12 protein-coding genes are annotated in these 14,481 nt (G+C 55.2%); all 12 read right to left on the reverse strand.

Annotated elements, in window-relative coordinates:
• Window positions 1-23: 23 nt before the first annotated feature.
• Window positions 24-3,920 carry a cobaltochelatase subunit CobN gene (cobN, locus tag JYB63_RS05880; protein WP_205656845.1) on the reverse strand — a complete coding sequence of 1,299 codons (3,897 nt, stop codon included), beginning with the start codon at window positions 3,918-3,920 and terminating at the stop codon, window positions 24-26.
• Window positions 3,920-5,014 (reverse strand): cobalamin biosynthesis protein CobW, encoded by a 1,095-nt coding sequence (gene cobW / locus JYB63_RS05885; protein ID WP_205656846.1) that lies wholly within the window; start codon window positions 5,012-5,014, stop codon window positions 3,920-3,922. Before cobW ends, cobN begins: the two co-directional genes overlap by 1 nt.
• Before the next feature lie 77 nt (window positions 5,015-5,091).
• Complete coding sequence (cobM, locus tag JYB63_RS05890; RefSeq protein WP_205656847.1) at window positions 5,092-5,880, reverse strand: precorrin-4 C(11)-methyltransferase; 789 nt, start codon at window positions 5,878-5,880, stop codon at window positions 5,092-5,094.
• Window positions 5,881-6,157: 277 nt separating this feature from the next.
• Window positions 6,158-6,934, reverse strand: a complete 777-nt coding sequence (gene cobJ / locus JYB63_RS05895; protein ID WP_205656848.1) for a precorrin-3B C(17)-methyltransferase — start codon at window positions 6,932-6,934, stop codon at window positions 6,158-6,160.
• A gap of 102 nt (window positions 6,935-7,036) precedes the next feature.
• The gene (locus JYB63_RS05900; protein WP_205656849.1) at window positions 7,037-7,807 is read right to left on the reverse strand and encodes a cobalt-precorrin 5A hydrolase; all 771 of its coding nucleotides are present in this window, start codon (window positions 7,805-7,807) and stop codon (window positions 7,037-7,039) included.
• Window positions 7,804-8,544, reverse strand: a complete 741-nt coding sequence (gene cobI, locus JYB63_RS05905; protein ID WP_205656850.1) for a precorrin-2 C(20)-methyltransferase — start codon at window positions 8,542-8,544, stop codon at window positions 7,804-7,806. Before cobI ends, JYB63_RS05900 begins: the two co-directional genes overlap by 4 nt.
• Before the next feature lie 30 nt (window positions 8,545-8,574).
• A complete protein-coding gene (gene cbiE / locus JYB63_RS05910) occupies window positions 8,575-9,912 on the reverse strand; it encodes a precorrin-6y C5,15-methyltransferase (decarboxylating) subunit CbiE (protein ID WP_243431807.1) in 1,338 nt (445 codons plus the stop codon).
• A gap of 2 nt (window positions 9,913-9,914) precedes the next feature.
• A complete protein-coding gene (locus JYB63_RS05915; RefSeq protein ID WP_205656851.1) occupies window positions 9,915-10,556 on the reverse strand; it encodes a precorrin-8X methylmutase in 642 nt (213 codons plus the stop codon).
• A gap of 23 nt (window positions 10,557-10,579) precedes the next feature.
• Window positions 10,580-11,353, reverse strand: a complete 774-nt coding sequence (locus JYB63_RS05920) for a precorrin-6A/cobalt-precorrin-6A reductase (RefSeq protein ID WP_205656852.1) — start codon at window positions 11,351-11,353, stop codon at window positions 10,580-10,582.
• On the reverse strand, window positions 11,350-12,504 hold the full coding sequence (locus tag JYB63_RS05925) for a cobalt-precorrin-5B (C(1))-methyltransferase (protein ID WP_205656853.1): 1,155 nt from the start codon (window positions 12,502-12,504) through the stop codon (window positions 11,350-11,352). Before JYB63_RS05925 ends, JYB63_RS05920 begins: the two co-directional genes overlap by 4 nt.
• 30 nt (window positions 12,505-12,534) lie before the next feature.
• Window positions 12,535-13,842: a cobyrinic acid a,c-diamide synthase CobB gene (locus JYB63_RS05930; protein ID WP_205656854.1), complete on the reverse strand. Its 1,308-nt coding sequence runs from the start codon at window positions 13,840-13,842 to the stop codon at window positions 12,535-12,537.
• A gap of 14 nt (window positions 13,843-13,856) precedes the next feature.
• Window positions 13,857-14,465: a cob(I)yrinic acid a,c-diamide adenosyltransferase gene (gene cobO, locus JYB63_RS05935; protein WP_205656855.1), complete on the reverse strand. Its 609-nt coding sequence runs from the start codon at window positions 14,463-14,465 to the stop codon at window positions 13,857-13,859.
• Window positions 14,466-14,481: the final 16 nt, after the last annotated feature.

Genomic DNA, 14,481 nt, shown 5'->3' on the forward strand with positions numbered 1-14,481 from the left:
GTACTTATCGCTTCGCCTGCCGGTCAACCGGCCGCTTCCTGCTGCTCGTCAATGCTCAGCAACAGATCCTGTAATTTATCCTGATATTCGCCCGGCTCCTGCCACAAACCTCGCTGTGCAGCTTCCAGCAGGCGCTCAGCCATTTCTTCCAGCGCGTGAGGATTATGCTTTTCCAGAAACGCCCGGTTTTCATCGTCGAACACCAGCGCATCAGAAACTTTTTCGTACTGATAATCAGCAATCAGATTGGTGGTGGCATCGTAAGCGAACATGTAGTCCACACTGGCGGTCATCTCAAATGCGCCCTTGTAGCCATGTTCGCGCATGGCCCCAATCCATTTCGGATTCAGCACCCGGGAACGGATTACCCGGTTCAGCTCTTCTTTCAGAGTGCGCACTTTTGGCTGCTGCGGATTAGAGTGATCATTGTGATACACCTGTGGCATTTCGCCACCAAATACCCGCACTGCATTGGTCATGCCTCCCTGGAACTGATAGTAGTCATCAGAATCAAGGATATCGTGTTCCCGGTTATCCTGGTTTTGCACCACCACTTCCAGCTGGGACAAACGGTTCTGGAAGGCCTGTTTGGCCTGCACGCCATCTTCCGCCTGACTGCCGTAGGCATAGCCGCCCCAGTTCAGGTAAGCATCCGCCAGATCACTTTCCTGTTCCCAGCAACGTTCATCAATTAAGCCCTGCAAACCGGCACCGTAGGCCCCCGGCTTACTGCCAAAGACCCGGAAACTTGCCTGACGCTCAGCGTCTTCAGCGCTCATGCCTTCAGCCACCAGCTCCGCCCGACGGGCCTCTATATTGGCCTGAATGGTGTTGCCGTTACCCGGCTCATCCAGTGCAGCAACCGCCTGTACGGCAGCATCGTAGAGCTTCATAACGTTAGGGAAGGCATCCCGGAAGAAACCGGAAACCCGCAGGGTCACATCCACCCTCGGACGGCCCAGCCGCTGACAGCTCACCACTTCAAAATCCACTACCCGGTTTGAACCCGGCGCCCATATCGGCCGGACGCCCATCAGCGCCATTGCCTGAGCAATATCATCGCCGCCGGTACGCATGGTGGCGGTTCCCCAGACAGATAAACCAATCTGTTTCGGGTAGTCACCGTGTTCCTGCAGATGCCGCTCAATCAGTGCAGCAGCAGAACGTTCACCGATGGCCCAGGCCGCAGGTGAAGGAATGGCACGGTTATCCACCGCAAAGAAGTTTCGCCCGGTAGGCAAGGTATCAAGACGGCCACGGGTAGGCGCACCACTTGGCCCCGGAGGCACAAAGCCACCACTCAGGCCACTAATCAGCGATTTGATTTCCAGCTCAGCACTTTGCTGCAATGCCCGGTAAATCACGCCGTTCACATATTCCAGCTGAGCAGCCGTATGGGGCAGCTGGTTCAGCACATCAGTAGCTAACAGCCCTGCGTCCGAATCATCATTGAGGACGTACTGTTTAATCAGGGCCTTGGCCACCAGTTCCAGACGCTCACGGGTATCTGCCTGGGTACGCCATGCGGCATCTGTCACTAGTTGCAATATCGGCGGCTGTTCACCGGTCCAGACACTGTGATCACCGGTCAGCGGTTCAAACAGCTCACCGTCGATCCGCAAATCCAGATCCAGTGCGATGTTATCGAGAATGCCGCGGCTGTCATCGGCGTCCCCTCGCGGCAGACGTAACAGAGCCACTAAGGTGTCCGCCAGTTTATCGCTGGCCGGCAGCTCACCCATAATGTGCAGCCCGTGGCGAATCTGGGCTTCCTTAATGTCACACAGGTAGGCATCCAGCTCCGACAGCAGCGTTTCTTCCAGCTCTTCCTGACTGACGTTTTCGTCGGCCTGTTCGGCGTGATTAAGGTTCGTCTGGCTGAGCAGTTCTTCCCGCAGGTTTGAATCATTCAACTGTTGCAGGATGGCCTCACGCAGCCAGTTTTCCCGGGCCTGATCCATCCCCATGGCCTGATAGAACTCATCCACCAGCCCTTCCAGCTCAGCCATTTCACCGTAGGTTTCCGCACGGGTCATCGGCGGCATCAGGTGATCGATGATCACCCCCTGGGTACGGCGCTTGGCCTGTGAGCCTTCACCGGGATCATTAACAATAAACGGATAAAAATGCGGCATCGGCCCCAGGGCAATGTCCGGCCAGCACTGATCAGACAGCGCCGAGCCTTTGCCCGGCAACCATTCCAGATTGCCGTGTTTGCCTACATGGATGACTGCATCCACGCCGTAGCAGTGGCGCATCCAGAAATAGAAAGCTAAATAGTTATGCGGCGGAATCAGATCCGGATCGTGGTAGTTCGCCACCAGATCAATGTTAAATCCACGGGCAGGCTGTATGCCGATGAAGGTTTCACCCAGACGCATGCCAGACAGCATCAGACGGCCATTACGGCACTTGATGTCCTGCTCCGGGCTGCCCCACTGATCGTATACTGCCTGCTGGCAGTCTTCTGGCAGTTGCCGGAAGTACTGCATGTATTCATCAATCGCCATGCTCTGCCAGCACGGCAAAGTATGCAGGGTATTCGGATTATTAGTCACCGAACCCAGCAGTTCTTTAATCAGATCATCGCCAGTGGCAGGAATGTTTTCCACCGGAAATCCGGCGTCCGCCATGGCGTTCAGAATGTTTACCGTTGACGCCGGGGTATCCAGCCCTACTCCGTTACCGATCCTGCCGTCTTTGGTCGGGTAGTTAGCAAGAATCACCCCGACCCGTTTATCGGCATTGGCTTTATTTGCCAACCGGCAATAAGCCAGTGACAGTTTTGCCACAAAGCGGGCACGCTCTTCATGCAGAGCATAACGCACCACCGAAATTTCACTGCGCTCGGCGAAATGGCTTTCAGCTTTAAAACTCAGCGCCCGGGTAATCACCCGGCCATCCATTTCCGGCAGCACCACCTGCATAGCGATATCACGGCTGCGCAGGCCCTGGCTGTATTGCTGCCAGTCATCTTCCGTACTGCTGGATAACACCAGCTGCAGTACCGGTACTTCACGGCTGAATGGCGAGTAGAACTCACTCGGCTGGGAACACAGGTCCGGGCTGGCCACGGTGTTACTGGCAAAGCCGGTCGTGTTGAGAATCAGTTTGGCATCGCTCTGCTCCAGCAGCGCATTAACCAGCGCCATGGATTCAGGGTCTTTCAGAGATGCGATGGCCAACGGCAGTGGGTTAAGCCCCTCGCTGCGTAATACGTCAATCAGATGATCGAACATGCCGGTGTTGGCCGACTGCAAATGGCTGCGGTAAAACAGCAACAGTGCCACCGGAGCCTCCGGCATGGCCCTGGCCTGCCATTCGGCAAAGGAGGCCTGCGCCAGCCCGTTTGCGGAAGACTCTCCCGCGGGCTGATAAATCATGCAGCGCGGCAATACCTGCGGCTCCCGCCACAGTAACACTGCATGTTCAGGAATAAAGGCTGCGCTTAAGTAGCGCAGTAACTGTTCAGCATTCGCAGTGCCGCCTTCCCGGAGGTAGCGCCACACCCGCTGCTGCTGTTCAGCGGTCACATTACTGGCAGTCTGCAACTGCGGATCGGGGGTATCGTCACCGGGTACAAGAATCAGCGTGCGGCCAGGCTGCTTCGCCCAGTCCTGTAAGCGTTCAAACCCGTACTGCCAGTAGCTGGCGCCCCCCAGCAGGGAAACAACCACCACTTTGGCCTGTTCCAGCACCTTGTGCTCATACAGGTCATACGCTGCAGGTTTAATGATCTGCATCCAGTTCGCCAGGCGTACACCGGGCAAGTCTGCCGGGGCCTGATCAACACCGCTGGCCAGACCAGCCAGGGCGCTGTCAGCCGCCGCCATAATAACGATATCGCCGGGGCTCTGGTCTAAATCGATGATACCTTCTTCATCAACAAAGCCACCGGGTTGTGCTGCCAGTAAATGCATTAAACCGCTGCTGCCTCTTCAGCTAAAGCTTCACTCAGTGCCGCTTCAATCACGGACTGTTCAATGCCTTTACCAATGAATACCAGCGAGGTTTTACGGGTTTCTTCAGCCGCCCACGGACGGTCAAAGTAAACATCCAGACGCTTACCTACCGCCTGCATCACCTGACGCATTGGTTTACCCGGCAGTGCCGCAAAACCTTTGGCACGGAAGATGTTGTACTCTTCGATCAGCCCCTGCAGTACCTGCTGCAGACGGTCGCTGTCCACCTCACCCATTGTGATCACGAAAGAATCGAAGTGATCGTGAGCGTGGTCGTGGTCATGGCCGTGATCATGGTGATGATCGTGGTGGTTATGCACGTGGTTGATACGCTCTTCAGCCTTGGCATCCAGGCCCATCAATACGTCAAGCTCGGCTTCACCGTTGCTGATGTAAGTAGTCTTAACCGAAGAAGGTACCTTGGCAGATACACGATCCTGCACAACGGTGCGCTGGGCTTCGTCCAGCAGGTCGTTCTTGCTGACCACAACCAGATCCGCTGCACTCAGCTGATCTTCCAGCAGCTCCTGCAGAGACGGATCGTGATCCAGGCTTTCATCCGCCAGACGCTGTTCCTGTACTTTGTCCGCATCGTGAGCAAAACGGCCAGCCGCAACCGCAGGGCCATCAATCACAGTGATAACCGCATCAACGGTGCAATATTCTTTAATGCCCGGCCAGTTGAAGGCCTGTACCAGTGGTTTAGGCAGTGCCAGACCACTGGTTTCAATCAGAATGTGGTCGATATCATCGCGACGGGCAACCAGCTGTTCCATTACCGGCAGGAACTCTTCTTCCACCGTGCAGCAGATGCAGCCGTTAGCCAGTTCGTAGAAACCGTTATCACCATCCGCTGCAGTTGCGCTTTCGTCTTCACAGTCCAGCGGGCAGCTGCGCAGCAGGTCAGAATCAATATCCAGTTCGCCAAATTCATTCACAATCACGGCGATGCGCTTACCGGCGGCCTGCTTCAGTACGTTAGACAGCAGAGTGGTTTTACCGCTGCCCAGAAAGCCTGTTACAACAGTTGTCGGGATCTTATTCAGTTGCATTATCTGTATCTCTCATTATTCCTGCTGTGCCACCGGTGTTTCTGACGGGCAGCACAGCACAATTATTCACAGGTGGATTAACGCTTCACGGTACGGGGCGTTTCCGGCTTAACTTTCGGGCGGTAAACGTGCGCCTGATCTTTGGCATACAGGTATGAGTCTGCAAAGTCTTCACAGTCCAGAACGTTACCGACCAGAATCAGCGCGGTACGGGTGAAACCTTTGTCCCGGACCTTCTGTACGATGTCTTTCAGGGTTCCGGTCACGTGATCCTGATCCGGCCATGAGGTGCGGTAGCAAACCGCTACCGGACAGTCTTCGCCATAGTGAGGTATCAGTTCCTCAACGATCTTGTGGATACGCAGAATCCCCAGGTGGATCGCCAGCGTCGCGCCACTCTGCGCCAGCTGTGGCAAACGCTCACGCTCAGGGAACGGAGTCTTCCCTTCATAACGGGTCATGATCACAGTCTGCGTCACACCGGACAGGGTCAGCTCTTTACCCAGCATGGCAGCAGAAGCCGCCACTGCGCTGACACCCGGAATCACCTGATAATCGATACCGAACTCTTCCAGGCGGCGGATCTGTTCACCGATTGCACCGTAAAGTGCCGGATCACCACACTGTAAGCGAGCAACATCTTTACCCTCTTTATGTGCCTGTTCGATTACCGCAGAAATCTCTTCCAGATCGATACTTGCCGTATCAATGATCTTCTCTGCAGTATCTTCCACTTCCGCCAGTACTTCGCGGGGAATCAGGGAACCTGCATACATCACTACCGGACACTTTTTCAGGGTTTTCATACCCTTGAGTGTCATCAGATCCGGATCACCCGGGCCAGCACCAATAAAATAAACGGTCATTTTCATGACTCCTGCAAACATGCATTGTTGTTTTTCGGCAATCTCACTGCACAGCAGCAGATGCCAGCGTTACGCTGCCAGTCTTTCCAATTTCAGTATCAGCTCCGGCGCAAAACGCAGGAGGCCGAACTTACTGCCTGCTTCTCAGCACAGTTCTGGCGTTATGAGCGCAGGTCAGACAAGGAATAAATTTGCCGAGGGAGCGGAGCTTATGCCACTAAGTGAGCATCCCGAGGCAAATTTTGACGCCGTATGGCCAAGCGCAGTAGCCAGAAAGTTAAAGCTTCTTACTGTAGCCACGTGGGGTGTATACCCACTCTTTAGAGCCGTTCAGAATGTGCTTGGATTCGCTGTTACCCACGCTCACCAGGGTGAACATATCCACATCTTTCGCGTCCAGCTCACCCAGCGTGATGATACGGATAGACTCATCTTCACGGGTCAGCTGACGGCCCAGCAGTACCGGTGTACTGGCCGGACGGTATTGCAGCAGCACGTCACGGGCATGGTTAAGCTGCCAGTCACGCTTTTTGGATACCGGATTGTAGAAAGACACTACAAAATCACCGGCACCGGCGCTGTGAATACGCTTGTCGATGGTTTCCCACGGCGTCAGCAGATCCGACAGGGAGATGGTGCAGAAGTCGTGCCCCAGCATCGCACCGATACGGCTTGAACCCGCCTGCATCGCAGAAATACCCGGTACCACTTCAATTTCCACATCCAGCCATTCAGGGTGATTTTCTTTACCCTGCAGCTGCTGATCCAACAATTCGAAAACCAGCGTTGCCATCGCGTAAATACCGATGTCACCACTGGAAATCAGCGCTGTGTCCTTGCCAGCTGAAGCCAGATCCAGCGCCAGACGTGCACGACCGATTTCCTCGCCTAATGGCAGGTCATGGTGGGTCTTGCCTTCACACAGTTCACCCAGCAGATCCAGATACAGACCATAAGCAACCAGGTCAGTACTGGCAGCGATAGCTGTACGGGCCTTCGGCGTTAACAGATCAGCATTTCCCGGGCCGGTGCCCACAACAAACAGTTTTGCCATTTTCTATCTACTCTTCAGTATCGGTACCGGTGCAAATACACCGGAGGTATTATCAAAATCTGTGCGTATCCGCACAGCCAGCAGGACCGGATGATCTCTGCTTCAGTATTTAAAGCTCCGTGCAATTGCGCACGTTGCCTGTTTATTCTTGTGCTTGGGCAATACCAGCTCCGGCGCTTCGCCGGTGATCTGCCCGGCAGCATACAGGGCAGCAGATTCTGCCACTCCGTAAACTCCCACAGTGTTAAACACATATTCGGAACGCATGCTCAGCAAAGGTTCCATTGCCATCAGGGTGGCGGCATCCCAGGTCTGGTAAGGCTTACCCAGGGTTTTGGCCAGCTCAATCAGCCCTACTTCATCAGCCTTCACATCAATGCTGTGAATGCTGCTGATGTCATCAATGCTGAGGTTGGCTTTCGCCAGACATTCATCCAGCAGCCCCTGTAACACATGTTCAGGACAGTGACGCTCACAGCCCATCCCCACGCTGTATACCGGTTCCAGATAAGCTCTGGCACTGGTAATAACCGGCAGGGCATCAATCAGTTTGGCCACATCCGCCGCCCACTGATTAGCACCGCCTTCATGGCCGGATAACAACGGGATCACAAACTTGCCCAACTCATCCAGCACCAGCACCGCAGGATCTTTATATTTATCCTCAATCACCGGTGCCAGGGTGCGCATTACAATGCCGGTGGCGCAGATGAAAATCTGCCGTTCACCCCGCTGAAAAGAATCACGCACCTGTTGCTTAAACGGTTGCGGTTTAAAGCTCAGCTCAGCGGTTTCGCCGGCTGCCGTCAGCAAGCGCTGAAGTTTCTCCCCCAGCCGCCTGCCGGTATCCGTTAAAGCAAAAATCCGCATCATGACGGGCGGTTTTCCCGTACCACAACGAACAGCGAGAAATACGGCCCGGCTTCATTTGCCAGCTCCGTTGCCGGCATGGTTTGCTGATTTTCACGGCCGATGTATTCAAGATAGCGGGCTTCATTCAGACGACCGGTGGCTTTCAGTTGAGCCAGAATCCGTGGTCGGGCCATACCGGCTTTCATAATCACGACACTGTCATGATCGGTCAGGGCCTCTGCCAGTTGCTCATCCGTATGCCGGCCACTCACAACCGCAAAGGATTCCTGCTGCATAGTCAGCGGCAGGGCCAGCGCAGAGGCCGCCGCGTTCACTGATGAAATGCCCGGTACAACCTTGCAGGTAAACTCACTTTCCAGGCGCTCCAGCAAATAGCTGAATGAGCCAAAGAACAGCGGATCACCTTCACACAGGAACACCACGTCCTGACCGGCCTGCAGGCATTCGCGGATTTCAGCTGCGCCTTTGTCATAGGCGGCATTGGCCGGATCACGCTGAATCACCATCGGCATCGGCACACTGATATGCTTTGCTTCACAGCCGGTACCGGAAAGTTCCAGCGCGGCACTGGCAATGCCCCAGGCCTGTGAGTGCCCTTCAGCATTCGACAGATAGCTGACCACTGCACTGTCCTTAATCAGACGCAGGGCCTTAAGAGTCAGCAGCTCCGGATCACCGGGGCCAACACCCACACCGTAAAAACATCCGGTGCGGGCAGTTGCTGTCGCATTGCTCATATCTTTTTTCTCACTTCAACATCACGAAAATTAACGTTTACAGAAACTGTATAAATTGACCGGGAGATTCGGCCGGTACATCAGTTGACCCGCCAGTTGCTCACCACGGCTGACACCGATCTGAACCGTATGCGGCTGGCTGTCATCCGCGGCGCAGCGCTGTTCATAAAAACTCAGCAACTGCTGTTTACTGTTCTCAGTTACCGCACTGGCCAGCAATACACCACCTGGCGGTAACAGCGCCCAGCACTGTTGCAGCAGACCGGCCATTTCGCCATCGCTGCCACCGATAAAAATTTTATTAGGAGACGGTAAATCATTCAGGGCCTGTGGTGCTCTTCCCGCCACGACCTGCAAGTTGCCGGATACGCCATATCTTTGCTGATTTGCCGTTAAGCAGGCTAAACGCTGCTCATGATGCTCGATTGCCAGTACCCGGCACCGGGGCTGCCAGTAACTCAGTTCAATGGCCACGCTGCCACAACCGGCACCGATATCCCAGATGGTGTCGTCCACCGCCGGCTGTAACAGCGAAAGAATGGACAACCGCACTTCACGCTTGGTGATCAGCCCCTTACCGGCTGAAGCTACATCCGCCGTCAGGCTGCATTCGTTTCCGGCAAGAATACGTCCGGCCTGTTCAGCATCGGTAATAAAACCGTTGTCAGGAATCCCCGGAAACACCGGCAATAACGCCTGTTTGGCCTGCGGTAACAGCGGCTCAACCAGGCTGACATGCAAAGGATCAAACTCCAGGTCACTGCTTTCAGCCAGTTGCCGGGCAGTGAAGCTGCGAACCTGCTCCTGAGGATAGCCCAGGGTCTCGCAGACACTGATCAGGGTCTCGCTGAATCCCGCCGCCAGACACTCCCGCGCCAGCGCCCGGGGGTTGCTCTTATCATCCGTCAGAATCAGCAACGGCTGGCGGTTACGCAACCTTGTACGGAGTTTGGCCAGTGGCCGGCCATGCAGGCTCAGTACTTCCACATCCTGCAATGAACGCCCCAGCCGGTGGCAGGCAGCCTGTAAGCTGGAAACACCCGGATGATAATGCAACTGTGCCTGGGCAAAGGTCCGCCCAAACCACGCCCCAATGCCATAAAACAAAGGATCGCCGGAAGCCAGTATCGCAATGCTGCTAACATCTGCCGCCATATCCGGCAGTTGGCGTTTCAGTTCTGATAACTTGGGTAACACCACCTGACGCTGATCGTCACGGAGCAGTTGCGCCACCGTTTCCAGCTGACGCTCGGAACCGATCACAATAGCTGCACTGTTCAGACCTGACTCAGCCTCAGCGCTCAGCCGGGCCTTGTCACTGACTCCAAGACCAATGATATGCAGTTGCAGGTGCCCCATTGCCGTCATGCTCAGTACCACTCACCGCGGTTACAGCGCAGCAACGCATTAACGCTGGCAGAACTGACAGCACTGCCGCCCTGACGGCCCAGCAAGGTAATGCACGGAATACCTAACTCTTCATGTACTTCCCACAGAGCATCCTTGGATTCTGCGGCACCCACAAAGCCCACCGGCATACCTACAACCAGTGCAGGTTTCGGTGCACCCTGCTGAATCATTTCCAGCAGACGGAACAGCGCAGTCGGGGCATTACCGATGACCACCACACTGCCTTCAAGATGCTCTTTCCAGAAATCCAGCGCCGCCATGGAACGGGTTTCGCCCCGTTCTTTAGCCAGGTCTTTAACCCGCTCATCATTCAGAAAGCACAGAGGGTCACGCTCAATCATCCGTTTGGTGATACCCTGCTTCACCATTTCCACGTCACACAGGATCGGGCAGTTATTCGCCAGGGCAGCCATGCCGGATTCGCAGGCACCTTCACTGAAACGAACCAGATCAGCGACCTCCGGCAGACCAAGGCTGTGCACAATGCGCATGGCAACCTGTTGCTGCTCACGGCTCAGGCCGTCCAGGTTAGCGGTCTGGCGAATCTGACGGAAACTTTCCTGCTCAATCGCCTGCGGGTTTAATTCGTATTCGAAGCTCACGGGCCTGACTCTCTTATTAATTGTTAAATAGCCAAATATGACCGCAACGCGGTTACACAGTCGGCAATATTGCTAAATTCCTGGCGGGCAGCGGGCATATCAGGCCGCTGCAGCATAAATACTTCAGCACCGCAGTTACGGGCGGCTGCCAGCTTCGCCACCGTGGCATCACCGCCACTGTTCTTAGTCACCAGCGCATCAATCTGATACTGATCAAACAGCGCGGCTTCCGCTGCCAGATCAAACGGGCCGATGGCTTTAATCCAGATCTGATCATCCGGCCAGCTGAACCGCGGCGGTGCAGCGGTGCGCAGAATCAGCCGCTGCCCTTCTGCTTTAGCCTGTGCAAGCAACTGCGCGCTGATATCTTCCGTCAGCTGTCCGGCGGTCAGTAAAATATTCCGCTTACCTGCCAGCAGCCCGGGCAGCACCTGCCAGTCAGTAAAGCTCTGCCAATGATCACCGGGTTGCGGTTGCCAGGCAGGACGGTGAAAACGCCAGCACGGTAAATCCAGCTCAGCACAGACTTCCACTGCCGTGCGGCTCATGTTTGCCGCAAAAGGATGTGTCACATCGAACACACCGCTGATCTGCTGATCCTGCAAATAATTTTTCAAACCGCCGAACTGGGTAAAACCGCCGCTGATCACTTCACAATCCAGCTTCGGAATACGCACCAGACCCGCAACGCTGTATACCAGCGATAACGGCCCGGCCGGAGCCAGTAATCCGGCATCTGCCAGCGCACCGACTAAATGACGGGCATCAGCAGTACCGCCGAGAATCAGCCACTTCACGACAGCTCTCCACGGTTCATGTCGGCTTGCAGGTTTGCCGGATAACAGCCGACAAAACCGCCTTTACGGTCTACCGCAAAGATATCCAGCTGCAGATTTTCCAGCGCCGGTACGTTCATTACATCTCTGGCCTTTTTCCAGGCTTCTTCACACACCCGGGAGGCCAGATCAACACCGGCATCCTGACAGGCTTTCAGCGCCTGCATACTGGTGTTGGCTGCTTTGATTTCCTGCTGCAGGGCTTCATCCGCTCCCACTTCAGCCGCCAGCCCCGCCAAATGTTCCAGATCAATACTGGAGGCACGGCTGTTCAGATCAAGATGGCCATTCGCCAGCTTGGTTAATTTGCCGAAACCGCCGCAAATGGTCAGTCGTTCAACCGGCACCTTTTTCAGGTACTTGAGTACCGCACCGACAAAGTCTCCCATTTCGATCAGGCCCATTTCCGGAATGTCGTAAATGCCGGTAATCGCCCCTTCACTGGTACTGCCTGTGGTCGCTGCAATATGAAACACACCGTTGGTGGTGGCTACATCAATCCCCTGATGGATTGACGCAATATACGCTGCACAGGAATACGGGCGTACTATGCCGGTCGTCCCCAGAATCGACAGGCCGCCAAGAATCCCCAACCGGGAGTTCATGGTTTTGAGGGCTATAACCTCACCCCGCTCGACTCCGACAGATACTTCAAAACCACCGCCGTAACCATACACTTCAGCGGCGTTCAGCAAATGATCGGTCATCATTTTGCGGGGCACCCGGTTAATTGCCGGCTCACCCACAGGTAATGCCAGCCCTTCCCGAGTCACAGTGCCGACCCCTTCAGCTGCCTTAAAGCGAACCCCAGGTTCACTTTCCAGGCGCAATTCCACATAAATGGTCGCGCCGTGGGTGGCATCAGGATCGTCACCGGCATCCTTAATGGTGGCGGTGCGCATACCCTTGCCGGCTGCCTTATCATCCAGTGGCTGATAGCCCTTAATGGTCATGTTGACCACCTTGCCCTTCGGCAGGGTAATTTCAACAGACTCAGGCTGACGGCCGGCCAGTAATGCCTGTGCGGCCGCTACACTGCAGGCAGTCGCACAGGAGCCTGTGGTTAAACCACTGCGTAATGGCTGAGGCGTTTCACTGGTTTCCGGCCACATATTTCTCTGCTCGCTACTGGGTCAGTCTGCTCAGCACTCTGCGCCAAACACCCGGGCAACGGCCTCAGGGTTGGATGCAAAGAACAGATGCAGATAACTGGCGGTTAAACCGCGGGACTGATAAATCGCTTCGCCCGGTGCCGGGTGACGCTGACGGCGACCATGACCCACAGGCTCAGGGGTGCTTTCACTGCGGGAACGGTGGTGGGCATGAGCGCGCACTTCACCTTCCGGCAGTACTGCCGTTTGCATGCCCTGACAACCGCGCTTACCGCGCATTGCCCCGGTGCCCTGCAGAATGCCCAGCATCGGGTGGGACTCCCCTTCCAGGTCAACCAGATCATTCAGGCTGTACAGGAAGCCACCGCATTCCGCCAGAATGGACTTGCCGGCATCGAAAAAACCACGGATCTGATTGTGCATATCGACATTGGCCGACAGCGCTTTACAGTGCAGCTCCGGATAACCGCCCGGCAACCACATGGCATCCGCTTCCGGCAGCTCAGAGTCATGCAGCGGTGAGAAGAACACACAACGGGCGCCCATCTCTTCCAGCAAACGGATATTGGCATCATAAATAAAACTGAAGGCTTCATCTTTAGCTACCGCGATGGTCTTGCCTTCCAGCAGGACAGGAACTTGTGGCGTTTCAGCGCTGTAGAACGTCACCGGTGCCGGTAACTCGGTAATCAGCTGGCCATCTACCCATTCTGCACCGGCGGTGAATCGCTGCTCCAGTTCTTCAGATACTTCAGAGGCCTGTACCAACCCCAGATGACGCTCCGGCAGCGCCACTTCTTCTGAGCGCGGCAGGGTTGCCAGCAACGGCAGATTTTCCGGCAGTGCATTGCGGATCAGCTCAGCATGGCGCTCAGTGCCACAGTGGTTGGCAATCAGACCGGCAACCTTCACGTCATCACGGAAATTCGCCAGACCACCGGCAATGGCAGCAGCGGTCTGGGCCATGCCCTTAACACTCATCACAATGGCAATCGGGATATTAAACCGGGCCGCCAGATCCGCACTGGAAGGATCACCGTCAAACATGCCCATGGCACCTTCTACAATGATCAGGTCAGCCACCTGAGCCGCTTCAAACAATTTCTGCTGGCAATACTCTTCGCCGGCCATCCACATATCCAGCTGCTCAACATCTTCACCGGATGCCTGCGCCAGAATTTGTGGATCCAGATAATCCGGACCGGTTTTGAAAACCCGCACCACTTTGCCCTGATTACGGAAATTCCGTGCGATCGCGGCAGTAATGGTTGTTTTACCTTCACCGGAGCTGGGTGCCGACAGGAAAATTGCCGGGCAGCTGACACTCTGAGTGGTCATATCGACGTTGTCTCCTAGTACTCAATACCTTCCTGAGCTTTGACACCCAGACGGAAAGCGTGGCGTTCATCACGGATGCTGCTAATAGTGTCAGCAATGTCTTCCAGCCCTTCAGGCATTACCCGGCCGGTAATCATCACGTTCTGCTTCTCAGGACGGTTCTGCAGCGCCTTAATAACCGGCTCAAGCTCCAGATACTTGTACTTGAACATGTAGCTCATTTCGTCAAAGATCAGAATGTCGTAAGTGTCATCCTGCAACAGCTTTTCCGCCAGTTCCCAGGCTTTTTCCGCTGCCGCGATATCCTGGCTTTTATCCTGAGTTTCCCAGGTGAAGCCATGCCCCATAACATGCCAGTCAATCTGAGGATGATCTTTAAACAACTTGAATTCACCGGTCTCTGTACGGCCTTTAATAAACTGAATAACCGCCGCACGCTGACCGTGCCCCACGGAACGGGCCATGGTGCCGAATGCTGAGCTGCTCTTACCTTTACCGTTACCTTTCAGCAGGATCAGAACGCCGCGTTCTTCAGTCGCTTTAGCAATTTTCTGATCAACCACAGCCTTTTTACGGGCCATTCGCTCTTCATGGGTTAGCTTCGGTTTTTCCTGATCTGTCATGGTGCTGCCCTCTTGT

The organism is Aliamphritea spongicola (genome assembly GCF_017051665.1).
Lineage (GTDB): Bacteria > Pseudomonadota > Gammaproteobacteria > Pseudomonadales > Balneatricaceae > Amphritea > Amphritea spongicola.